The following is a 22,470-nucleotide window of genomic DNA, read 5'->3' as shown; positions in this document are numbered from 1 at the left end:
GATTGTTTCATCTGTCAAAAAGATGCGCTAAAAGCGCCCCACCTTTGATGTGAGGGATTTTCATGACGACGTCCGACAGCGAACTCCAGGCCAAGCTCCTCGCCCAGGCTCTGCCCTATATGCAGCGCTATGAGAACAAGACGATCGTGGTCAAATACGGTGGCCACGCGATGGGTGACACCGAGCTCGGCAAGGCCTTTGCCGCCGATATCGCGCTTCTGAAGCAGTCCGGCGTCAACCCGATCGTCGTGCATGGCGGCGGCCCGCAGATCGGCGCGATGCTCAACAAGATGGGCATCGAATCGAAGTTCGAAGGCGGCCTTCGTGTCACCGATGCCAAGACCGTCGAGATCGTCGAGATGGTGCTTGCCGGTTCGATCAACAAGGAAATCGTTGCGCTGATCAACCAGACCGGCGAATGGGCGATCGGCCTTTGCGGCAAGGACGGCAACATGGTCTTCGCCGAAAAGGCAAAGAAGACCGTCGTCGATCCGGACAGCAACATAGAGCGCGTGCTCGATCTCGGTTTTGTCGGCGAAGTGGTCGAAGTCGACCGCACGCTGCTCGATCTTCTCGCCAAGTCGGAAATGATCCCGGTCATCGCGCCGGTCGCACCGGGTCGTGACGGCGCCACCTACAACATCAATGCCGACACGTTTGCCGGTGCCATCGCCGGTGCGCTGCATGCGACCCGCCTGCTGTTCCTCACCGACGTTCCGGGCGTACTCGACAAGAACAAGAACCTGATCAAGGAACTGACCGTTGCCGAGGCTCAGGCTCTGATCAAGGACGGCACGATTTCCGGCGGCATGATCCCGAAGGTCGAGACCTGCATCGATGCGATCCGCGCCGGCGTACAGGGCGTCGTCATCCTGAACGGCAAGACGGCCCATTCGGTGCTGCTCGAAATCTTTACCGAGCGCGGTGCCGGCACGCTGATCGTGCCCTGAGCCGCTCGCCAGATATTCCCGAACCGAAATAAGGCGCCGCGAGGCGCCTTTTTTTGATGTCAGCGGAAGAGCAGGCCGACAATGCCGGCGACGATGAACAGGCAACCGAGGATTTCCATACGGTTGACCCGTTCGTGGAAGAGAAAATAGGAAGCCGTGAAGGTGAAGACGAGCTCGATCTGGCCGAGCGCGCGAACATAGGCCACCTGCTGCAGGGTCATGGCGGTAAACCAGCAGGCGGAGCCGCAGACACTGGCAAGACCGACCAGAGACGAGGAACGCCAGGTCCTGATGACCGTGACGATCTCGCCCTTGTCCTTCCACAGCATCCAGACGAGCATGAAAAGCGTCTGGAAGGTGGTGACGCAGGCAAGCGTCATTGCCGCCTGCATGATCGAATTCGGCCCGTCGAGTGCCAGCGAGGCGCTGCGATAGGCGACGGCGGAAATGCCGAAGACGGCGCCCGATGCGATGCCGATCAGCGCCGTCCTGCTTGCCAGTGCGGCCAGCATGTTTTTCCACGAGAGCGGCATGCGCGCCATCGAGATGATCATCACGCCGATGACCCCGACGATGATCGCGCCGACGGCGCCCGCGGTGAGTTTCTCGCCGAGAAGGATAAAGCCGAAGATGGCGGCCTGGACCGGCTCGGTCTTCGAATAGGCAGTGCCGACTGCGAAGTTTCTGAGCGAGAAGAGATGCACCAGCATGATGGTGGCGAAGATCTGCGCCAGACCTCCGACGATCGCCCATATGGCGAAATCCAGATTGAGATGCGGAAAGGAATATCCGGCGATCAGATGGAGCAGGACGACATAGAGGATCGCCACGGGAAAACCGTAGCCGAAGCGGACGAAGCTCGCACCGCGCGTGCCGAGCTTGCCCTGAAGATGCTTCTGCAATGCCGACCGCAGGTTCTGCAAGAAGGCGGCGGCAATGGTGATGGGGATCCAGAGTTCCATGCTTTCGCCGGTATCATGCCGGCAGACAGATCGCCAAGGTCGCCGAAGGGCAAAACCGGTCGCCTTTTGGCGTTTTCTTTAAGAGCGCATCAGTGCATAAGCGAAACATGGAAAACAAACCCAAGACCGCTCCCGACGCTGCCGATTTCGCCCATATCCGTGACTGGGTCTTCGATCTCGACAACACGCTCTATCCCCACCACGTTAATCTCTTCGCCCAGATAGATGTCAACATGACTGCCTATGTGCAGGAATTGCTGCAGCTGGAGCGGGACGAGGCGCGCGCATTGCAGAAGCGCTATTACCATGAGCATGGCACCACGCTTCAGGGACTGATGCTGCATTACGGCATCGACCCAGACGGTTTCCTCGAACGGGCGCATGCGATCGACTATTCGGCGCTGATGCCGAACCCCGAGCTTGGGGCGGCGATCAATGCCCTGCCCGGCCGCAAGTTCATCTTCACCAATGGCAGCGTGCCGCATGCGGAAGCCGCCGCCCGCGCGCTCGGCATTCTCGACAATTTCGACGACATTTTCGACATCGTCGCGGCCGGCTATGTGCCGAAGCCAGCCGGTGCAACCTATGACAAGTTCGCCAGCCTTCACCGGGTCGACACGACGAAGGCGGCGATGTTCGAAGACCTGCCGCGCAATCTGACAGTTCCCAAGGCGCTTGGGATGCGCACCGTGCTGCTCGTTCCCCGCAATCTCGACGAAGTGCTGATGGAGCGCTGGGAAGTGCTGTCCGAGGAAGACGATCACATCGACTATGTGACCGACGATCTCGCAGGTTTCCTCAAGGGCCTGCCGGCCGGCTGACGGCGGGAAATCGCTGCGCCAATTACTACCGTGCATTACAAAGAGTTCATGCACATTACGACAGTTTAAGTGGTCGCCAGGGCTTGGCGGCCCTAACTTGAGGTCATCGGAATAAAGGGAAAGGAACCCATCGATGACCGCAAAGAAGATCGTTTTGGCGACCCTCGGAGCCGTGCTGGTCGCAGGAGCCGCGATCCCGGCCTTCGCCGCACCGGAACGGCCCGCTCACGGCCATGCTGGACCTCACCACATGCGGCCCATGGGCCACCCGATGGGCCATGGCATGATGAAGGACATGCTCTTCATCCGCCTCCTCAAGAATGCCGACACCAACAAGGACGGTAAGATCTCCAAGGAGGAAATGACCGCCTACGAAGATACTCTCTTCACGGCAATCGATGCGAACAAGGACGGCGCCATTACCCGCGGCGAGTTGCTCGACTACAAGATCGCCCAGATGGAAGCGTTCCGGAAGGCCCATCCGCGTCCTGAAAAGGCCGACGACAAGGATCATCCGGACGGCCCGCGCGCCGACCACAAGGGTCCTGATGGCAAGGGCGGTCCGCACGGCGATTTCCGTCACGCCCGCTGGCAGCATCGTGGTCCGGGCATGGGTGGCGACCGCTTGTTCCGCATGATCGACGAAAACCACGACAACAAGATCACCAAGGCCGAAGCCACCGCAGCCGGCGACAAGCTGTTTGCGATGATGGACACCAACAAGGACGGCGTAATTTCCATCGACGACCTGCCGGACCGCCCCCTCTAGTTCCTTGCCCCCCAATTACGGAACTAGCCGGCAACCGTCGTACAAGGGCCCGCCTCTCCATCGAGGGGCGGGCTCTTATCATTTGCAGGGCCTATTTTGCGTAGAAGTCGCGGACCACTTTCCAGGCCTGGTCCGCAGTCTCGACGAAGTTTATGAGTTCGATGTCTTCGGGCGCGATCGTGCCGAATTCCGCCAGTGCTTCGAAATTGATGATGCTGCGCCAGAATTTCTCGGCAAACAGGATGAGCGGTATGCGCTTCATACGTCCGGTCTGGATCAGCGTCAGCGCCTCGAACATCTCGTCCAGCGTGCCGAACCCGCCCGGAAATACCGCAACCGCCCTTGCCCGCATCATGAAATGCATCTTGCGGATGGCGAAATAGTGGAAGTTGAACGCCAGTTCCGGCGTGACATAGGGGTTTGGTGCCTGTTCATGCGGCAGCATGATGTTGAGGCCGATCGTCGGCGCACCTGCTTCAGACGCTCCACGGTTTCCCGCTTCCATCACGCCCGGACCGCCGCCGGTGACGACGACGAATTCCTTATAGTCGAATTTGGCCGAATGGGCAGAGCACAGCGCGGCAAATTTACGCGCTTCCTCGTAATAAACAGAGGCCGCCTGGAGGTTGTTGTGCTGGATCTCGTTGCGGGCGGCCCAGGGCTTCTGGCCGGGAGCCGGAATACGGGCACCACCGAACAGCACGACGGTCGAGGCGATGCCTTTCTCGGCTAGAACCATCTCAGCCTTCAGGAGTTCGAGCTGCAGCCGGAGCGGCCGCAATTCCTTGCTGCAGAGGAAATCCTCATCGGTAAAGGCAAGGCGATAGGAGGGGGACTCCGTCTGCGGCGTCCTCGGCTGGGCTGCCGCCGCGTGCTTGTCTGCCCTGCTATCCTTCAGCGGGTCCCAGACATCCTTGTCTGCAACCTGATCCGTCGACTTCACTTTTGCCATAAAACTCGTTCCTTCCCGCGCACGACCAGGGTCGGCGCCAATTCGCATTGACGCTTGAGTGGCGGTCGCTTAGAGCAAATGGGACCAAATGACCACCTTTCCAGCCATCACGATACCGCGTGACGTTTAAGGATCTTCCATGAGCAGCTTTGACTTCGCCGCCCTCGAAAAGACCATCGAGACCGCTTTCGACAACCGCGACAGCATCAATGTCTCGACCAAAGGCGAAGTGCGGGACGCCGTGGAGGAATCGCTGAACCTGCTCGATAGCGGCAAGGCGCGCGTGGCGGTTCGCGGCGAAGACGGTGCCTGGACCGTCAACCAGTGGCTCAAGAAGGCCGTTCTCCTGTCCTTCCGCCTCAACGACATGGAAGTCGTCAAGGGCGGTCCGGGCAATTCCACCTGGTGGGACAAGGTTCCGTCCAAGTTCGAGGGCTGGGGCGACAACCAGTTCCGCTCGGCCGGTTTCCGCGCCGTGCCGAACACCGTCGTGCGCCGCTCGGCCTATATTGCCAAGAACGTCGTGCTGATGCCGTCCTTCGTCAATCTCGGCGCCTATGTCGATGAAGGCACGATGGTCGACACCTGGGCAACGGTCGGCTCCTGCGCCCAAATCGGGAAGCATGTGCATCTGTCCGGCGGCGTCGGCATCGGCGGCGTGCTGGAGCCGATGCAGGCCGGCCCGACGATCATCGAGGACAATTGCTTCATCGGCGCCCGTTCGGAAGTCGTCGAAGGCTGCATCATCCGCGAGGGCTCGGTTCTCGGCATGGGTGTCTACATCGGCAAGTCGACCAAGATCGTCAATCGCGCCACCGGCGAAGTCAGCTACGGCGAAGTACCGCCCTATTCCGTCGTCGTTGCCGGCTCGATGCCGTCCGGCAATGCGACCATGCCGAACGGCCTGGCTGCCCCGAACCTCTATTGCGCCGTGATCGTCAAGACGGTCGATGAGAAGACCCGTTCGAAGACGGGTATCAACGAACTGCTGCGCGACTGAGCGAGGCCTGCTCCGATGTCTGCTGTCGATCCGATTGCAAACCTGCAAACGCTGATCCGTTGCCCTTCCGTCACTCCGGCGGAAGGTGGCGCGCTCACGGCCCTTGAGGCCATGCTCACGCCGCTCGGCTTTACGGTCGAGCGGATGGTGGCAAAAGAACCCGGCATGCCGGACATCGAAAACCTTTATGCGCGGCTCGGCACCGACGGGCCGCACCTGATGTTTGCCGGCCATACGGACGTGGTGCCGGTCGGCGACGAGGCCTCCTGGAGCCACCCGCCATTTTCCGCCGAAATTGACGGCGGAGAGATGTTCGGACGCGGTGCCGTCGACATGAAGGGCGGCATTGCCTGTTTCGTGGCAGCCGTCGCCCGCCATATCGAAAAGCATGGCGCACCCGATGGCTCGATCTCTTTCCTGATCACCGGCGACGAGGAAGGCCCGGCCATCAACGGCACGGAAAAGCTGTTGAAATGGGCGGCCGAAAGGGGCGAGCGCTGGGACGCCTGTCTCGTCGGCGAACCGACCAATCCGGACGTTCTCGGCGACATGATCAAGATCGGCCGCCGCGGTTCGGTTTCCGGGCGGGTGACGGTATTCGGCGTGCAGGGCCATGCCGCCTATCCGCATCTCGCCGACAACGCCGTACGCGGGCTTCTGCCGCTCGCCTCGGCGCTGATGGATCCGCCCTTCGACGGCGGTACACCGGAATTTCCGGCTTCCAACCTTGAAGTGACGACGGTCGATGTGGGCAACCCGGCAACCAATGTCGTGCCGGCCAAGGCGACATTCGCCTTCAACATCCGCTTCAACGACACCTGGACCGCCGATACGGTGAAGGCCGAGATCATTCGCAGGCTCGATGCCGCGGCGGGTGACGCCGTGCTTCGCCCGGGCCGCGATCCGATCCGCTACGAGATCATCTGGGCCGAACGCCCGAGCCATGTATTCCTGACCCGCAACAACGCGCTGATCGGATCGCTTTCGGCGGCCGTCGAGGCGGTGACCGGGCGCCAGCCGCAGCTTTCCACCACCGGCGGAACCTCGGATGCGCGATTCATCAAGGACTATTGCCCGGTGGTCGAGTTCGGGCTTGTCGGCCAGACCATGCATATGGTCGATGAACGCGTGGCACTTGCCGATCTCGAAACGCTGACCCAGATTTACGGAACATTCCTCTCCCGCTGGTTCGGCGATGCCATCCTTTCCTGAAGTCAGACACTATATCACCGGCCTCTGGATGGTCTTCAAAGGCGACAGGCATGGCCTGAAGCATCTCGACCTGACCGATCGCGGCATGATGCGGTCCTTCTGGGCCTTCGTCTGGTGTCTGCCGGCGATGTTCATCTACTGGAACGGGGTGAGATACGCTTTCCTGCAGGCCGGGCCACAGGGTGCCACGGCGGGCCTTCCCTTCTTCCTGCGCCTGTTCATGATCGAGGCACTGAACTGGGTCCTGCCGCTCGTGCTTCTGGGCGCGCTTTGCCTGTTCCTAAGGACGGAGCGGAAGTTCCCGCCGATCGTCGCCGCCACCAACTGGCTCTCGGTACCGGTCTCCTACGCCTATGCGGCGCTGACGCTGATGCTGTTCATCGCACCGCGCGTGGCGGGGCTGATCGCCGTCCTGCAGCTTGCGCTTCTCGCCACCACGATCTTCGCCATTTCACGGGTCGTGCGGCAGATCTGCGGTCCGCAGCCGCTGGTGATCGCCGCCATGCTGGTGGTGCTGCTGGTGCCGAGCCTGATCATTTCCGACCTGCTGCAATCCTATCTCGGCGTTTCGCCCTTTTGAGCATCGCCGGGATAATCGACCTTCAGGAAGTACAGGCCCTCGGGCGGTGCCACGGGTCCGCATTCCTTGCGATCGCGGGCTTCGAGCGCCCGGCGCACGTCCTCCGGCGTCATTTTGCCATCGCCGGCAAGCTTCAGCGTGCCGGCGAATGAACGGATCTGATTGTGCAGAAAGCTCTGGGCGCTGGCGCGGATTTCGATCAGGTTGCCGTTGCGGGTCACATCCAGCCGGTCGAGCGTGCGGACCGGGCTTGCCGCCTGGCAATGGGCCGAGCGGAAGGTGGTGAAGTCGTGATGCCCGACCAGCATCTGGGCGGCGGCATGCATGGCCTCGTGGTCGAGATCCTTGGGCACCCACCACGCCCTGCCCGCCTCTACCGCCAGCGGCGACGGGCGATTGATGATGCGGTAGAGATAATGCCGCTTGACCGCCGAAAAGCGCGCATCGAAGCTCTCGTCCACCTCGGCCACGTCGATGACAGACACCTTTTCGCCTGCCATCATCAGATGGGCGTTCAGGGCGTTGCGCAGCTTGAAGGGCGCCCAGGCCCGCGACAGGTCCGCATGGATGACCTGACCGAAGGCGTGCACGCCCGAATCCGTCCGGCCAGCCCCGCGGATGGAGACCGTCTCGCCGGTCAGCGACAGGATGCCGTTCTGCAGGGCGGCCTGGACCGAGTGGCCGTTTTCCTGCATCTGCCAGCCGACATAGGAGGTGCCGTCATATTCGACGATCATGCGAAAGCGCGGCATCAGGCGGTACCCACGGGAGCCACCAGGATCGCGCCGGCAGCGATCGGCGTACCACGCAGGAAGACGTCTGCATCCATCGGCTTTCCACCAGCCTTCTGCAATCTGGTCAAGCTCACGGCGCCCTCTGAGCACGCGACAAGCAGGCGCCCCGAAAGAACCGCGATGACCGCATGCTCGATAACTTCGCCGGGCCTGCCCTCACCCTCGCTCACTTCCGAATTCAGCACCTTGATGCGCTCCGGCTTGCCGTTGATTTCGGCCTCGAACCAGGCGCCGGGGAAGGGCGAGAGGCCGCGAATGTGATTGTGAACCTCGGAAGCGGTCTTTGAGAAATCGATACGCGTCTCCGCCTTGTCGATCTTGGCAGCGTAGAGCACGCCCTCCTCCGGCTGCGGCGTCAGCGGCAGGTCGCTGGCCTCGAGCCTGGCCATCGCCTCGACCATGGCGCGGGCGCCAACCATCATGAGCTTGTCGTGCAGTTCGCCGGCTGTCATCTGAGCGCCGATCTTGACTTCGCTGGTGAGTGCCATCGGGCCGGTATCGAGACCCTTTTCCATCTTCATCACGATCATGCCGGTCTTTTGGTCGCCCGCCATGATTGCCCGCTGGATGGGAGCCGCGCCGCGCCAGCGCGGCAGAAGCGAGGCGTGGCCGTTATAGCAGCCAAGCCGCGTGCCCTCGAGGATCGCCACCGGCAAGAGCAGACCATAGGCCACGACGACCGCAACATCGGCCTTGAACGCACGAAAAGCCTCGCGATCCTCTTCCGCCTTGAAGTTCAACGGCGTGAGGACCGGAATGCCGAGAACTTCCGCTGCCTGATGCACCGGCGACTTGGTGAGATCGAGCCCGCGGCGGCCGGCCGGACGCGGCGGCTGGCTATAGACCGCGACGATCTCATGACCGGCCTCTTTCAGGCCCTGCAGCGTCGGCACGGAGAAATCCGGCGTGCCCATGAAGATGATGCGAAGAGACATGGTGCCTTTCGCGCCTCTCAAAGACGCGCCTTTCGTTTCTTGAGCCGCAGCAGGCCTCAGATAGCCTTGCCCTTGGCGGCCTTGGTGAACTTCTTGATCACCATCTCCCGCTTCAGACGCGAGATATGGTCGATGAAGAGGACGCCGTTCAGGTGGTCGATCTCGTGCTGCAGGCAGGTGGCGAGAAGGCCATCGGCCTCCGCAATATGTTCCTTGCCGTCGCGCCCGACATATTTCACGCCGATCGTCGCCGGCCGCTCGACCTCGGCGTAATATTCCGGGATCGACAGGCAGCCTTCCTCATAGACGGAACGCTCATCCGAGGATTTGACGATTTCTGGATTGATGAAGACCTGCGGCCGCTTTTCCTCGTCATCGCGCGATACGTCGATGACGAGCATGCGGCGGGGTACGCCGATCTGGATCGCGGCAAGGCCGATGCCCGGCGCATCATACATCGTCTCCAGCATGTCGTCGGCAAGCTTGAGCAATTCGGTATCGACGGTCTCGATCGGCGCGGAAACCTGACGGAGCAGCGGATCGGGGAGAATGATAAGAGGCTTGATGGTCATGCGGACGCCATAGCGCATCTTTTGCCCTGAGGGAACAGGGCATTACGCGAAGCCGCCCGCAAATGTTCACGTTTTGATCTTTCAAAGTCGCAATGATCTGCTAGTGTGCCCCCATGAAAACTGATCTGGCCCAATTTCTCTCCGCTGAAACAGGCGCGATGCCAATCCTGCTGGTCGGGGCTGCGCTCGTTATTCTGGTCGCTGTCGTGCTCATGCTCCGCTCCGGCAGACATCGCGAAGAGATGGCCCAGAGAACGGCGGATGCCGAAGCGCGGCTGGCGGAACTGGTCCGCATGCAGGGCGAGATGCATGGCCGTGTCGCAGCGATGGCGGAGACGATCAGCACCCGCCAGGCCGAGCTCAATCATTCCGTCAACCAGCGGCTCGACGGAATGAGCCACCGGCTGGGCTCGACGATTACCGAACAGACCAAATCGACGCATGAGAACCTGCGCAAGCTGCAGGAACGGCTGGCGGTGATCGATGCGGCGCAGAACAATATCCAGACACTCGCCAAGGATGTCGTCGGGCTGCAGGCGATATTGTCGAACAAGCAGACGCGCGGCGCCTTCGGCCAGGGCCGCATGGAGACGATCGTCGCGGATGGATTGCCACAGGGTGCCTATTCCTTCCAGTCGCCGCTTTCCAACGGGACGCGGCCGGATTGCGTGATCCGGATGCCGAATGGTGCGCCGCCGCTTATCATTGATGCCAAGTTCCCGCTGGAGGCCTGGACGGCGTTTCGCGAGGCAGCCTCGCCGGATGCGCGGCGCGCTGCAGGCCAGCAGTTCCGCCGGGACATGGAGGTCCATATCAAGGATGTGGCGGAGAAATATCTGATCGCCGGCGAAACGCAGGATACGGTTCTGCTGTTCGTGCCGTCGGAATCGATCTTTGCCGAAATCCACGAGCATTTCGATGCCGTGGTGCAGAGGGCCCAGCGGGCGCGCGTGGTGATCGTTTCGCCATCGCTGCTGCTTCTGTCGATCCAGGTGATCCAGGCGGTATTGCGCGACCAGCGGATGCGCGAACAGGCGCATCTGATCCAGGGCGAAGTGGGGTTACTGATGGAAGATCTCGGGCGGCTGGAAGACCGGACCCGGAAGCTGCAGTCGCATTTCCTCGCCGCCGAGAAGGATGTGGAGCAGATCCTCACCTCGACGGACAAACTGACCCGCCGGGGCAACCGGATCACGTCGCTGGAGCTGGAAACACCTGCCACCGCTGAAAGCTCGGCCGAGGTTGCGGCACAGAAATCGGTTGAAAGCCGCACCGGCCTGCTGCGACTGAGGGTAGTTGACGAGGAGTGATCTCCTCGGGCAGTGTCGCCGGCACTTCAGTCATCAGCGGCAGGCATAGCATGATCACCGTCTTCGGCTCCATCAACATGGATCTCATCGCCAACACGGCCGAACTGCCGAGGCCCGGCGAGACGGTCGCAGGCTCGAGCTTTGCCACGGCGGCAGGCGGAAAAGGGGCAAACCAGGCGCTTGCCGCGCGTCGCGCCGGAAGTGCCGTCAGAATGGCGGGCGCAGTCGGCAATGATACATTTGCCGCCCCGGCATTGGACTTGCTTGAGGGGGCGGGAGCCGATCTCACGTCCGTACTGAAGGCCAGCGAGCCGACCGGTACCGCACTGGTATTGGTGGGCGGCAATGGCGAGAACATGATCGCCGTTGTACCGGGCGCAAACGGCACGCTGACACCGGACGAGGCGGTGAAGACGGTGACGGCCATGGCAGCCGGCGATATTCTGATGCTGCAGCTCGAAATTCCCGCTCCGGCGGTGGAAGCGGCTTTCAAGGCTGCACGGGAAAAGGGCGTGATGAGCATCTTCAACACGGCACCCTTCACGGCCGATGCCGCCCGGCTTTCCGCGCTCGCGGATATCGTCGTTGCCAACGAGACGGAATTCGATGCACTGGCGAAAGGCAAGGCGGCAACCACGGCGGAGCGCGAGGCGGCACTGAGGTCCCTGCATGCGGCGAGCGGGCAGACTTTCGTGGTCACGCTCGGCGGCGAAGGCGTCATCGCCATCCGAAAGGGAGAAATCCTTTCGGCAAAGGGTCTCACGATCGAACCGGTCGATACGGTCGGCGCCGGCGATACGTTCTGCGGCTATCTTGCGGCAAGCCTCGACCAGGGCCTCGATTTCGCCGAGGCCCTGCGCCGTGCGGCGGTCGCCGGCTCACTCGCCTGCCTCAAGCCCGGCGCCCAGCCATCCATCCCGCTGGCAGAAGAGGTTGACGCGCGCATCTGAACATTTTCGGGCGGATGAGATGCGTTTGATTTTGCTAAAACTTCAATCAAACTTAACAGATGCGAAGTAGCGTCGCGGCGGCATCTCCCTTATGGCGCGTAATTTTCGCGCCATGCATGGCCCGATGAGCGGGCTTCAACTTGCCATGTCAGCGATCTTCCCCCTGATCCATGAGGCAAGTCATGTCCCGCCTGCACCTGAACTCGCTTTCGAGCAAGCTCATCGTCGTCACCAGTGCCGCAATCGCGCTGCTGCTCATCCTGTCCAACCTGTTTCTGATCTCCAAGACGAGCGACCGCGTGACCTCGCTGACGCTCGAACAGGCCAGTACCGAGGCACGCGCCATCGGCAACGAGGTGGCCACCGAGATCGGTCAGCTGGCGGGTGCGGCCCGTTCGATGGCAGGCGTGATCGGCCGCGGACAGGCTGGCGGGTATCTTGACCGCAAGGCCGTCGTCGATACGCTGAAGGCCAATCTCGAGCAGAATGCCTTCGCCTATGGCAGCTGGTTTGCCGAAGTCCCCGGTCAGTTCGACGGCCGCAATGCGGAGTTTGCCGGCAACAAGGCATCAGGCGCCAATGCCAAGGGCGAGCTTGCCCCCTACTGGACGAAGAACAAGGCCGGCGACATCGCGTTCAGCACATTCGACATCGATACCCAGGCGGAATGGTATGCCCTGCCGGCAACGACGAAAAAGGGCGCGCTGACCCAGCCCTATATCGAGAGCTCAACCGGCGACAAGACCGCCATGAGTTCCATCGCCTATCCGGTCCTGTCCGGCTCCAAGCTGATCGGCATCGCCGGCGTCGACGTGTCGCTTGCCACGCTGTCGAAGAAGCTCCAGTCCATGCATCCCTTCGGCGCCGGCAGGGTTCTGCTCGTATCGCAGGGCGGCAAGTGGATCGTGCCGGATAGCGCAGACAACCTGATGAAGGCCGTCGAGGGACAGGCAAGCGAGACGCTGCTCGCCACCCTGAAGAGCGGCAAGCCGGCAACGATCGAGAACATGGCCGGAAGCGACGGCGAGGCGTTCGAACGCGTCGTCTATCCCTTTGCGGTGCCGGATCTCAACACGACCTGGGCGGTCGTCGTCGACGTGCCGATGAGCGTCATCACTGCGCCGGTGGAGGAACAGACCTGGATGATGATCGCCAGCGGCGTCGTGTTGCTGGGTGCCGTGATCGTGGCGCTCTACTTTGCCAGCGGCTCGCTGCTTCGCCGCCCGCTGAAGGCGCTTCTCGGCAATGTCGGCCAGCTTGGCGAGGGTCGTTACGATCAGGAGGTCCTAGGCCAGGACCGCAATGACGAAATCGGCGCGCTGGCAAGATCGCTTGAAGGTTTCCGGCATTCGCTGGCAGACGGCCGGAAGATGGCATCGGAGGCTGAGGTTCAGCGCAACGAGGCCGAGGGCCTGCGCCACCGTTCCGCCGCCGAGCGTGAAGCGGCAGCGCGTGAACAGGCGCATGTGGTCGCTTCGCTGGCTGCCGGACTGGCCGAGCTTTCCAACGGCAACCTGCAGCACCGTCTCAGCGGCGAGTTCCCCGGCGAATATGCCAAGCTGAAGCATGACTTCAACAATGCGGTCGACAGTATCGAGGACACGGTGATCGCCGTTACCTCATCGATCCGCAATATCGGCAGCGGCACGCGCGAGATCAGCGCCAGCACCGGCGACCTGTCGCACCGGACCGAGCAGCAGGCGGCAAGCCTGGAAGAGACCGCAGCAGCGCTCAACGAGCTGACGGAACAGGTCAATTCCAGCGCCGAAAACGCCGGAACGGCTGCCTCGACCGTCAACCTTGCCTGCGACGACGCCGAGAAGTCGGGTGAAGTCGTACAGAAGGCCGTCGCGTCCATGCAGGCCATTGCCCATTCCTCGCAGGAAATCTCCCGCATCATCGGCGTGATCGACGAGATTGCCTTCCAGACCAACCTCTTGGCGCTCAATGCCGGGGTAGAAGCCGCCCGTGCAGGTGAGGCCGGCAAGGGTTTTGCCGTCGTCGCTCAGGAAGTGCGCGAGCTCGCCCAGCGTTCGGCGACCGCCGCCAAGGAAATCAAGGCGCTGATCACCGCATCGTCGACGCAGGTTCACGAGGGTGTCGACCTTGTCGGCAAGGCCGGCGATGCCTTGCAGAAGATTGCCGTGCAGGTGATGCAGATCAACGGGCTTATCCGCGAGATCTCGTCTTCCGCCGGCGAGCAGGCGGTGGGGCTCAAGGAGATCAATTCCGCCGTCAACCAGATGGACCAGGTTACGCAGCAGAATGCGGCCATGGTGGAGGAGACGACCGCCGCCAGCGCAGTGTTGAACGGCGAAGCGGAGACATTGCGCGAACTCGTCCAGCGGTTCCGCACATCCGCAGCTGCAGATGCTCCCGCCGCTTCCGGGCGGGATCTTTCGCGGAAGCCCCAGGCGGAGCGATCCGCGGCGCGGACCGACAGAAAGGCGGCGACATCCGCTCCCCGCAGGATAGCCGGCATCTCCCATGGATCGGCCGCGGTTGCCGAAAGCTGGGAAGAGTTCTGAGAGACGGAACTATGAACGGATGGGCGGCGGCGCAAAAAGCGACGCCGCCTGTTGATCACAGGCGGGCGACACGCTCCGTCAGAAGTTCGAAGAAGCCGTCTGCATCGACATTGCGCATGAATGTGGCGTTGCGCTGGCGGTCGGTGACGTGCCACCAGTCGACCACGGTCATGCCCGCCGTCAGCGGCGACTGAACCTCGATCTCGACATTGCAGTGGCGGCCGGAAAACAGTTCCGGCTTCAGGAGGTAGGCAATCACCGTCGGATCATGCAGCGGGCCGCCATCGGAGCCGTATTTTTCGATGTCGAAGCGCTCGAAGAAGGCCAACCATTCGACCAGAACCTGCGCCGGGCGCGAGCCGATCGCGGCAATCTTTGCTACGCGTGCCTTGGTGGTCAGCAATTGATGGGTGACATCCAGCGGCAGGATGACGGTCGGGATGCCGGCATCGAACACGATCTTTGCCGCTTCCGGATCGACATAGATGTTGAATTCCGCAGCCGGCGTGATGTTGCCGCCCTCGAAGCAGCCGCCTCCCATCATCACCAGCTCCTGGATACGGCCGGCGATCTTCGGTTCCTTCTGCAGCGCCATTGCGAGATTGGTCAGCGGGCCAAGCGTGCAGATGGTGACGGTTCCAGACGGTTCGCGCATCAGGGTGTCGATGATGAAGTCGATCGCATTCTGAGCCTGCGGCAACATTGTCGGTTCGGGCAGATCGGCACCGTCGAGACCGGTCTTACCATGGACATGCTCTGCCGTCACCTGCGGGCGGTTCAACGGCTTCAGCGCCCCCTCGTATACCTTGGCTTCCGGATGGCCGCAGAGCTCGCAGACGATGCGCAGGTTACGGCTGGTATAGGAGAGCGGCACATTGCCGGCGACGGCACAGAGGCCGAGGATTTCGATCTCGTCCGGGCTGGCGAAGGCCAGCATGAGCGCGGCCGCATCGTCCTGGCCCGGATCGGTATCGATGATGATCTTTCTTGGCGACATGTCTTGCTCCCCGGTTTGCGGCGATTGGTGGCGGCAGGCACAGGGTTTGTCAAGCGTACAGTCGGCGGGTGCCATCCCACAGCTTCCGGTTCCTGCCGGCTTGCGGTCAGCGAGGCGGCAACCCATATAAGATACTCTCCCGGCGTGCCTTTCGGGCGCCGGCATGGTCGCTTGATGCAAGGACTGAACGATGAGCAGAATGACGCCCTTCGCGAGCCCGCTCCTTCTGGGCTTCGACGCGATGGAGAAGACGCTGGAGCGCCTTGCCAAGGCCAATGAAGGATATCCGCCCTATAATATCGAGCGTGTCGCATCCCGGTCCGCCGACGGCCATGAGATGCTGCGCATCACACTTGCCGTCGCCGGATTTTCTGAGGCGGAGCTGGATGTGACGACCGAGGAAAACCAGCTCGTCATCCGCGGCCGGCAGGTCGAGCAGTTGGAACGCGACTATCTCTATCGCGGCATTGCAGCGCGGCAGTTCCAGAGGGTCTTCATGCTGGCCGACGGAATGGAAGTGTCGACGGCGGTGCTGAAGAACGGCCTGCTGTCGGTCGACCTCATTCGTCCCGAACCGCAACGCGTGGTGAGAAAAATTAACATTTCCGTCTCAGACTAGGGCATCGGCATCAAAGCCGATTGCCCTCAAGTCCGGAGGCCGGAATGCTCTTGAAAGAAGCGACTACGCGTTTGTCTCAATCCGAACTTGCCGTTCTCGGCGCAGGTGAGGTTGGTTATATTCGCAAGATGGGTTCAGAAGAGGTTTCCCGCTGCTTTCCCGAAGCTCCAGATATCGATCCAAGCCTCGATCTATGGGCCTTGTTCGGCGCAGACGGCACTCCGATCCTTCTGACGGACAACCGCTCCAGCACCTTCTTCAAGGCCGCTGAAGACGACCTGAAGACGGTCAGCCTGCACTGAACCGTCTGCCGTATATCCCTCAGGCCTTCAGGAAAGTCAGATAGGCGGAAGAGCGCCCTTCGCGGCGCGCCTTGTTCTCATAGCGCGTGCCCGGCCATCCCGCATAGGGCGTCAGCCAATCCGACGACTGTTCTGCCTGCCATGCGAAGCCGCCATGGTCGCGGCAATGCATCAATGTGTGGTTGATATAGGTATCAATGTCGGACGCGAAGCAGAACACACCACCGGGTTTCAGCACGCGATGGAACCGAGCCAGGTTGACCTGCGAGACGAAGCGGCGTTTCCAGTGCTTTCGCTTCGGCCACGGATCTGCATAGAGAAGGTCGATATGATCGATCGATGCGTCCGGCAGCCAGTCGAGAACCTGGGTGGCATCGTCGTCATAGACGCGGATATTCTTCAGGCCCGACGCTTCGATCTCGCCCAGCAGCTTGGCCATGGAATTGACGAAAGGCTCGACGCCGATGAAGCCAGTGCTAGGGTTTTCTTTGGCGCGATGGGCAAGATGTTCACCACCGCCGAAGCCGATTTCCAGACGTATCCGCTCCGCGGGGACCGGAAAGAGCGAGGCCAGACTTTCCGGCGCCGGGGTAGCAAGATCGAGCTTCAGCACCGGCAACAGCGTCGCCATGCCCTCCGCCTGACGCTCCCTGAGCGCCTTGCCCTTGCGGCGACCATAGAAGGCCTCCGTCGCGCGTGTCGGGTGCTGCTGATCGTCACTCATGAGAAGTCTTCCAAAAACAAAGAAGCGGGTGCCCGCAGAAGGCACCCGCTTTAACGTGTGATCACCTAATCGGTAAAGACCCGATCGGAAAAGCCTTACTCGGCAGCCGCCAGAAGATCTTCCTTCATGGCGTCCTTGAGCGGCTTTACCAGATCCGTCTTCTCCCAGGAGAAGGAGCCGTCGCGACCGGACTTGCGGCCGAAATGGCCGTAGGCCGAAGTCTTGGCGTAGATCGGCTTGTTCAGATCGAGGTGACGGCGGATGCCGGTCGGCGACAGGTCCATGACCTTGCGGATGGCGTTTTCGACCTGGTCTTCGGTGACGTTCTTGCCGGTCTGGTGCAGATCGACATAGATCGACAGCGGCTGGGCGATACCGATCGCGTAGGAGATCTGGATCGTGCAGCGGTCGGCGAAGCCGGCAGCGACGACGTTCTTCGCCAGATAGCGCGCGGCATAGGCTGCCGAACGGTCGACCTTGGTCGTGTCCTTGCCGGAGAAGGCGCCGCCGCCATGCGGTGCGGCACCGCCATAGGTGTCGACGATGATCTTGCGGCCGGTCAGGCCCGCATCACCATCCGGTCCGCCGATGACGAACTTGCCGGTCGGGTTGATGTACCACTTGCAGTCGGCCGCGATCGGCAGGTCGCCGAGCGCTTCGCGGATATAGGGTTCGACAACCTGGCGAACCTTCTTCGAATCCCAGCTTGCGTCGATATGCTGGGTGGAGAGAACGATCGAGTCGACTTCGGTCGGCTTGCCGTTTTCGTAACGTACCGTCACCTGGCTCTTGGCGTCAGGGCCGAGCTTGGCGGCTTCACCCTCGCCCTTCTTGCGGGCGGTGGCGAGCAGCTGCAGGATCCTGTGGGAATAGTAGATCGGCGCCGGCATGAGATCCGGGGTTTCCTTGCAAGCGTAACCGAACATGATGCCCTGGTCGCCAGCACCCTCGTCACCCTGCTTGTCAGCGGCGCTATCAACGCCCTGGGCGATGTCGGCGGACTGCGAATGCAGCAGCACGTCGATCTTCGCCGTCTTCCAGTGGAAGCCGTCCTGTTCGTAGCCGATGTCGCGGATGGCCTTGCGTGCCGCGGACTTGAACTTGGATGGATTAATGACGTCGTTGCCGTTCTTGTCCTTCTTCATCAGGCTTGGCGGCAGACGAACTTCGCCGGCAATGACGACGCGGTTGGTCGTGGCCAGCGTTTCGCAGGCGATGCGAACCGACCACGGATCGATGCCGGTCTTGGCGGCTTCGCGATAGACGAGATCGACGATTTCATCGGAAATACGGTCACAGACCTTGTCCGGGTGGCCCTCTGCCACGGACTCGCTAGTGAACAGGTAATTGGCGTGCATGCGGGGAACCCCTCAAAGAATGGACAGCAAATGTTTAGTGACTTCGACTGACAAAGACAAGAACACAACGACATAAATATATCTTTATACGTAGAACCGATTACTTTTGCGGCTTGCGCAGGCAAAAAAAAAGCGGCTCAAAAAGCCGCTTCTCCTCCCCGCCTCGTGAGCGTCTTATTCCTCGGCTTCGGCTGCCAGCGCCTTGACGAGATCGACCAGCCGGCGGCGAACCTTTGGATCCGCGATCTTCACGAAAGCGCGGTTAAGCTGCAGGCCTTCCGACGACGACAGGAAGTCGACGACGTAGTTGGAGCTCGATGCTTCGGCCATGCCGGTTGCACCGCCAGAGCTTTCGCCCGGCGCATCCTCGAAGAAGAAGGACACCGGCACGTTGAGAATGCTCGAAATGTTCTGCAAACGGCTTGCGCCGACGCGGTTCGTGCCCTTCTCGTATTTCTGAATCTGCTGAAAGGTAATGCCAAGGCTTTCGCCCAGCTTTTCCTGGCTCATGCCAAGCATAGTTCTGCGCAGTCTAATCCGGCTCCCGACGTGGATATCAATCGGGTTCGGCTTTTTCTTGTTTTCAATCATAATGGGGGGTCCTGGTGAAGTTGTAGTTACGATTCAACCCGGTCCGCGTATGGAGGCTACACTTCTTAAGCTTGAGACGACAGAACCAAGCTCGGAAGCATATGGCGAGACGGTAGGCGTTCTCACTATGCAATTTTGGGGGTTTTTGGTCAATTCATGCGAGATTTAAAACCTAGACGCGAGACGGCTGCAATTAGAAACATCAACGCCACAACCAACCAGAAGTACCATTGACGCGCATTATTACTCCAGCTGGCAACCTTGATGCAATCTATAGTGGCATCAATCACACCCTTTTGATTGTATGTGAGCCCCCGTATTACTCGTCCAAATGGGTCTATCACGGCTGAAATTCCGGTATTGGCACCGCGAATCAGGAACAATCCGGTCTCTACCGCTCTCAAGCGGGCCTGCTGAAAATGCTGATAGGGTCCCGGGGTTGCACCGAACCAGCCATCGTTGGTGACATTCAGCAGTGCAGATGCACGAGACACATCGTCGCCGATCTCAGTCGGGAAGATCGCCTCATAGCAGATCAGCGGATAGAGCAGGGCTCCGCCCGGCAAGGTGAGAAGCGAGCGCGACGACGCGGCGGTAAACCCACCAGGCATCGCGATCGCGTCCGTGACCCCGAGCGACGCGAGCAGGCTCTCATAAGGAACATATTCACCGAAGGGAACGAGGTGAACCTTGTCCGAGGCCGATATAATTTGCCCATCGCTATCAATGACATAGATCGAATTATAGTAGCGGGGCGGAATGCCGGGAGCGGCATTTTCGGAGCGTACCGCACCAGTGATCAGGATCTGGCCATCTTTCAAAACATCCGCGATCCGAGCCAGCGCGTCCGGATTTTCGGTCAGGATAAAGGGAACGGACGTCTCGGGCCAGACAATGATATCTGGCTGCTTGTCACCCTTTTCCGGCGGCAAGGCGGTAAGACGAAGATGCTCCTCGAAGATCTCGACGCGGTTGGTATCATCCAGTTTCGCTGCCTGATCGATCATCGGCTGAACGATACGTATGGTTGTATTTTTGCCGCCTGCGACAGCCAGTTTTTTATCTGCGTCATAAAGTCGCGCCGCACCAAAGCCGATATGCGCGACGGCAAGAAGCGCCGCCATGGTCAGGCCAAGCCCCCTGCCCTTCACGGTGCCTAGCAGGGCAGGCGCGGAAAAAACGAAAACGGCGAGCGTGCTGACGCCGAATATGCCGAGGACGGCATCCGACTGCATCATCAGCGGCACCGGCATCGCACCATAGCCGATGGCATTCCAGGGGAAGCCGGTCAATGCTGAGCCACGAAGCCATTCCGCGACGCCGAATGCTCCGGCAAGTGCTGCGATGCGGCCGAGGCCATCGGACCAGAAAATGCGCGCGACAGCCGTGGCGAGGCCGTAAAAGATCGCAAGATAGGCGGGCAGGCCGAGGACGGCGAGCGGCAATGCCCAGGCAAACTCATCCGCGTCGATCAGCAGCGCATGACCAAGCCACCAGAGGCCGGCGACAAAATAGCCGAAGCCAAAGAGCCAGCCGATGACGAAGGCCGAGCGCAACCGACTGAACACGCTGCCTTGCAGATTGCCGGTCGATCCGTCGAGCAGCCATACGAGCACGGTGAAGGAAATGAAAAGGACGGCGAAGACATTGAAGGGAGGCACCGCCAGTGCCCCGATCGCTCCTGCCAGAAATGCCAGCGCAGCGCGGGGAAGCCCCGAAAGTAGCATGACCCGGTTTGCCAGCCGCTCCATGGGCATTCCTTTTCTCGCGAATCAACAGCCGCAGTCTTTCAAAAAAACTGCGCGCTGTCGCGGGTAGCGGCTTGGGAAGGCGTCAGGCTTCCGGGCGCTGAGAGCCGGTCTCAGCCGGAGGAGCGAGCAGCGCCGGTGTTGCCGGAGCGGGAAGTGCAACCTCGCCTTCTCCCTTTGCCTGACGGCGGCGGACAAGGGCGCGCTTGCGCAGGATCTTGACCCGCTTGATACGGCGAGGATCGGCCTCGAGGATCTGGAACTCGAAACCGGGCACGGCCTGAACGACCTCGCCTCGCACGGGGATACGTCCCAGAGCCGAGAAAATCAGGCCGCCGAGCGTGTCGACATCCTCGATACGGTCGCGCACGTCGAAATCCGGGCCGATCGCCTCGGCGATCTCCTCGAGCTCGATACGGGCATCGGCGACGAATACGTCGTCGGCAGTGCGGGAGAACATGACTTCCTGATCGTCATGCTCGTCCTCTACGTCACCGATGACCATCTCGACGATGTCTTCGTGAGATACGAGACCGTCGGTACCGCCATATTCGTCGATGACCAGCGCCATCTGGGTGCGCGCCGCCTGCATGGAGCGCAAGAGGTCGGAGGCGAGCATGGACGGCGGCACGAAGAGCAGCTTGCGAATGAGGCCGGCTTCGGCAACCGTCTGCTCGAGGTTGACGCGGCCAAGGTCGAATGCGGGTCGTGGCGTGCGGGTCGGCTTCTCCGTGCCGTTTGCAGCCGTGGACGCGTGGGCCGCGGAGGTCTTGGCGCTGACACGCCGCTTGTTGCGCGCCTGCTTGGCGAGATAGGACAAGAGGTCGCGGATATGGACGAAGCCGCGGGCGTCGTCGAGATTGTCGCTATAGACCGGCATGCGCGAGCGACCGGTTTCCTCGAAATGGATCATCAGCTCGCCGATGGTCATGTTCATGTCCACCGCCTCGATATCGGCGCGGGGAACCATGATGTCCTCGACGCGCACCTCGCGGAAGCGGAGGATGTTGTGAAGCATGGCGCGCTCATCCGGGGAGAAGGCGCTGCTGACATTGGTATCGGTCATCAGGGCGTCGGCGAGATCTTCCCGCAACTGTTCGCCCTGCGATGGCCGGAGCAGGCGCACGGCCCGCGACCAAAAGGAATGGTGGGATTTGGGATGATGTTCGGACCTTGCCGAACTACTGCCCTCGTCCGACGAGGGTGAGTCCGAACTGTCCTTGCCCTCGCGGGCGACATTGCTCGAATAATCGTTCATTGTTCCAAACTACACTATCGGGTCCTGGCCCGCATAGGGGTCAGATAGGCCGAGACCAGCCAAAATACGAGTCTCAAGTGCTTCCATTTCCTCCGCCTCGTCCTTTTCCATATGGTCGTAACCGAACAGATGGAGGAATCCATGGACGAGCAGATGGGTCAAATGATCGTCGAAAGTCTTGTCGAGATCAACCGCTTCTCGCTCAACAGTTTCCCGCGCGACGACAATATCGCCCAGCATGGGACCCGGCATGATGCCAGGTGTCAGCGGAAAAGCAGGGAATGACAAGACGTTAGTCGGTTTGTCCTGATCGCGCCATTCGGCGTTGATTTCCTGGATGGAAACGTCATTGGTGAAGACCAGCGACAGTTCCGTCGCCATTTCGGGGAAGGGCTGGTCTTCTTCACGGGCAAGATATTCGGCGGCGGCACCGAGAACGCGACCGCTCAAGGAGGCGAGAACCTCCTCAGCCGGCCAGCCACCGTCTTCCACGCTGATCTGTATGTCTAGTTCGGACATCACTTAACGGCGCCCGACC

23 protein-coding genes are annotated in these 22,470 nt (G+C 61.2%); 11 read left to right on the top strand and 12 right to left on the bottom strand.

Going from position 1 to position 22,470, the window contains the following annotated elements; genetic code table 11:
- The first annotated feature begins 62 nt into the window (after positions 1-62).
- On the top strand, positions 63-950 hold the full coding sequence (gene argB / locus NCHU2750_RS00325; RefSeq protein WP_119938626.1) for an acetylglutamate kinase: 888 nt from the start codon (positions 63-65) through the stop codon (positions 948-950).
- A gap of 59 nt (positions 951-1,009) precedes the next feature.
- Here argB and NCHU2750_RS00320 read toward each other — a convergent pair whose 3' ends face one another.
- The gene (locus NCHU2750_RS00320) at positions 1,010-1,912 is read right to left on the bottom strand and encodes an EamA family transporter (protein WP_119938625.1); all 903 of its coding nucleotides are present in this window, start codon (positions 1,910-1,912) and stop codon (positions 1,010-1,012) included.
- Positions 1,913-2,019: 107 nt separating this feature from the next.
- On the opposite strand from NCHU2750_RS00320, the gene NCHU2750_RS00315 reads away from it, so the two are divergent.
- Together NCHU2750_RS00315 and NCHU2750_RS00310 are read left to right on the top strand one after the other, a co-directional pair.
- Positions 2,020-2,733, top strand: a complete 714-nt coding sequence (locus tag NCHU2750_RS00315; RefSeq protein WP_119938624.1) for a pyrimidine 5'-nucleotidase — start codon at positions 2,020-2,022, stop codon at positions 2,731-2,733.
- A 133-nt stretch (positions 2,734-2,866) separates the two neighbouring features.
- Positions 2,867-3,502, top strand: coding sequence for a hypothetical protein (locus NCHU2750_RS00310; RefSeq protein WP_119938623.1), 636 nt, complete (start codon positions 2,867-2,869; stop codon positions 3,500-3,502).
- 91 nt (positions 3,503-3,593) lie between these two features.
- On the opposite strand, the gene NCHU2750_RS00305 is transcribed toward NCHU2750_RS00310, so the two are convergent.
- Positions 3,594-4,454 carry an LOG family protein gene (locus NCHU2750_RS00305; RefSeq protein ID WP_119938622.1) on the bottom strand — a complete coding sequence of 287 codons (861 nt, stop codon included), beginning with the start codon at positions 4,452-4,454 and terminating at the stop codon, positions 3,594-3,596.
- A gap of 139 nt (positions 4,455-4,593) precedes the next feature.
- On the opposite strand from NCHU2750_RS00305, the gene dapD reads away from it, so the two are divergent.
- The 3 genes from dapD to NCHU2750_RS00290 are packed head-to-tail and all read left to right on the top strand — an operon-like array spanning position 4,594 to position 7,246.
- Positions 4,594-5,454: a 2,3,4,5-tetrahydropyridine-2,6-dicarboxylate N-succinyltransferase gene (gene dapD / locus NCHU2750_RS00300; RefSeq protein WP_119938621.1), complete on the top strand. Its 861-nt coding sequence runs from the start codon at positions 4,594-4,596 to the stop codon at positions 5,452-5,454.
- Positions 5,455-5,469: 15 nt separating this feature from the next.
- The gene (gene dapE / locus NCHU2750_RS00295; protein ID WP_119938620.1) at positions 5,470-6,666 is read left to right on the top strand and encodes a succinyl-diaminopimelate desuccinylase; all 1,197 of its coding nucleotides are present in this window, start codon (positions 5,470-5,472) and stop codon (positions 6,664-6,666) included.
- Complete coding sequence (locus tag NCHU2750_RS00290) at positions 6,650-7,246, top strand: hypothetical protein (RefSeq protein ID WP_119938619.1); 597 nt, start codon at positions 6,650-6,652, stop codon at positions 7,244-7,246. The genes dapE and NCHU2750_RS00290 overlap by 17 nt, the downstream gene beginning before the upstream one ends.
- Here NCHU2750_RS00290 and truA read toward each other — a convergent pair.
- Genes truA through def form a run of 3 tightly spaced genes read right to left on the bottom strand, consistent with a single transcriptional unit; the run spans position 7,222 to position 9,547 of the window.
- On the bottom strand, positions 7,222-7,998 hold the full coding sequence (gene truA / locus NCHU2750_RS00285) for a tRNA pseudouridine(38-40) synthase TruA (RefSeq protein WP_119938618.1): 777 nt from the start codon (positions 7,996-7,998) through the stop codon (positions 7,222-7,224). The two genes, NCHU2750_RS00290 and truA, sit on opposite strands and share 25 nt — an antisense overlap.
- The gene (fmt, locus tag NCHU2750_RS00280; RefSeq protein ID WP_119938617.1) at positions 7,998-8,975 is read right to left on the bottom strand and encodes a methionyl-tRNA formyltransferase; all 978 of its coding nucleotides are present in this window, start codon (positions 8,973-8,975) and stop codon (positions 7,998-8,000) included. Before fmt ends, truA begins: the two co-directional genes overlap by 1 nt.
- A gap of 56 nt (positions 8,976-9,031) precedes the next feature.
- Positions 9,032-9,547 carry a peptide deformylase gene (gene def / locus NCHU2750_RS00275; protein WP_119942771.1) on the bottom strand — a complete coding sequence of 172 codons (516 nt, stop codon included), beginning with the start codon at positions 9,545-9,547 and terminating at the stop codon, positions 9,032-9,034.
- Between the two features lie 113 nt (positions 9,548-9,660).
- Here def and NCHU2750_RS00270 point away from each other — a divergent pair, with 113 nt between their 5' ends.
- From NCHU2750_RS00270 to NCHU2750_RS00260, 3 genes are all read left to right on the top strand, one after another.
- Positions 9,661-10,857 (top strand): DNA recombination protein RmuC, encoded by a 1,197-nt coding sequence (locus tag NCHU2750_RS00270; RefSeq protein ID WP_119938616.1) that lies wholly within the window; start codon positions 9,661-9,663, stop codon positions 10,855-10,857.
- 50 nt (positions 10,858-10,907) lie between these two features.
- Positions 10,908-11,807: a ribokinase gene (locus tag NCHU2750_RS00265; protein WP_119942769.1), complete on the top strand. Its 900-nt coding sequence runs from the start codon at positions 10,908-10,910 to the stop codon at positions 11,805-11,807.
- A 182-nt stretch (positions 11,808-11,989) separates the two neighbouring features.
- The gene (locus NCHU2750_RS00260; RefSeq protein ID WP_119938615.1) at positions 11,990-14,335 is read left to right on the top strand and encodes a methyl-accepting chemotaxis protein; all 2,346 of its coding nucleotides are present in this window, start codon (positions 11,990-11,992) and stop codon (positions 14,333-14,335) included.
- 55 nt (positions 14,336-14,390) lie between these two features.
- Here NCHU2750_RS00260 and NCHU2750_RS00255 read toward each other — a convergent pair whose 3' ends face one another.
- On the bottom strand, positions 14,391-15,332 hold the full coding sequence (locus NCHU2750_RS00255; RefSeq protein WP_119938614.1) for a nucleoside hydrolase: 942 nt from the start codon (positions 15,330-15,332) through the stop codon (positions 14,391-14,393).
- Between the two features lie 190 nt (positions 15,333-15,522).
- Here NCHU2750_RS00255 and NCHU2750_RS00250 point away from each other — a divergent pair, with 190 nt between their 5' ends.
- Positions 15,523-15,951, top strand: coding sequence for an Hsp20 family protein (locus tag NCHU2750_RS00250; protein ID WP_119938613.1), 429 nt, complete (start codon positions 15,523-15,525; stop codon positions 15,949-15,951).
- A 44-nt stretch (positions 15,952-15,995) separates the two neighbouring features.
- Positions 15,996-16,253, top strand: coding sequence for a BQ00720 family protein (locus NCHU2750_RS00245; RefSeq protein ID WP_119938612.1), 258 nt, complete (start codon positions 15,996-15,998; stop codon positions 16,251-16,253).
- Positions 16,254-16,272: 19 nt separating this feature from the next.
- Here NCHU2750_RS00245 and trmB read toward each other — a convergent pair whose 3' ends face one another.
- From trmB to ybeY, 6 genes are all read right to left on the bottom strand, one after another.
- A complete protein-coding gene (gene trmB, locus NCHU2750_RS00240; protein WP_119938611.1) occupies positions 16,273-16,977 on the bottom strand; it encodes a tRNA (guanine(46)-N(7))-methyltransferase TrmB in 705 nt (234 codons plus the stop codon).
- Positions 16,978-17,072: 95 nt separating this feature from the next.
- Positions 17,073-18,335 carry a methionine adenosyltransferase gene (gene metK, locus NCHU2750_RS00235; RefSeq protein ID WP_119938610.1) on the bottom strand — a complete coding sequence of 421 codons (1,263 nt, stop codon included), beginning with the start codon at positions 18,333-18,335 and terminating at the stop codon, positions 17,073-17,075.
- Positions 18,336-18,509: 174 nt separating this feature from the next.
- Positions 18,510-18,926, bottom strand: a complete 417-nt coding sequence (locus tag NCHU2750_RS00230; protein WP_119938609.1) for a helix-turn-helix domain-containing protein — start codon at positions 18,924-18,926, stop codon at positions 18,510-18,512.
- Positions 18,927-19,075: 149 nt separating this feature from the next.
- Entirely contained in the window at positions 19,076-20,677 is a 1,602-nt protein-coding gene (lnt, locus tag NCHU2750_RS00225) for an apolipoprotein N-acyltransferase (protein WP_119942767.1), read from the bottom strand.
- Positions 20,678-20,759: 82 nt separating this feature from the next.
- Complete coding sequence (locus NCHU2750_RS00220; RefSeq protein ID WP_119938608.1) at positions 20,760-21,932, bottom strand: hemolysin family protein; 1,173 nt, start codon at positions 21,930-21,932, stop codon at positions 20,760-20,762.
- Between the two features lie 9 nt (positions 21,933-21,941).
- Positions 21,942-22,451 (bottom strand): rRNA maturation RNase YbeY, encoded by a 510-nt coding sequence (ybeY, locus tag NCHU2750_RS00215; protein ID WP_119942765.1) that lies wholly within the window; start codon positions 22,449-22,451, stop codon positions 21,942-21,944.
- Between the last annotated feature and the right edge of the window lie 19 nt (positions 22,452-22,470).

Origin of the sequence: Neorhizobium sp. NCHU2750 (assembly GCF_003597675.1) — a bacterium.
In the GTDB taxonomy this organism is placed as follows: Bacteria; Pseudomonadota; Alphaproteobacteria; order Rhizobiales; family Rhizobiaceae; genus Neorhizobium.
Note: the sequence above shows the minus strand (reverse complement) of the source record. Positions and strands in the feature narration are given on the sequence as shown.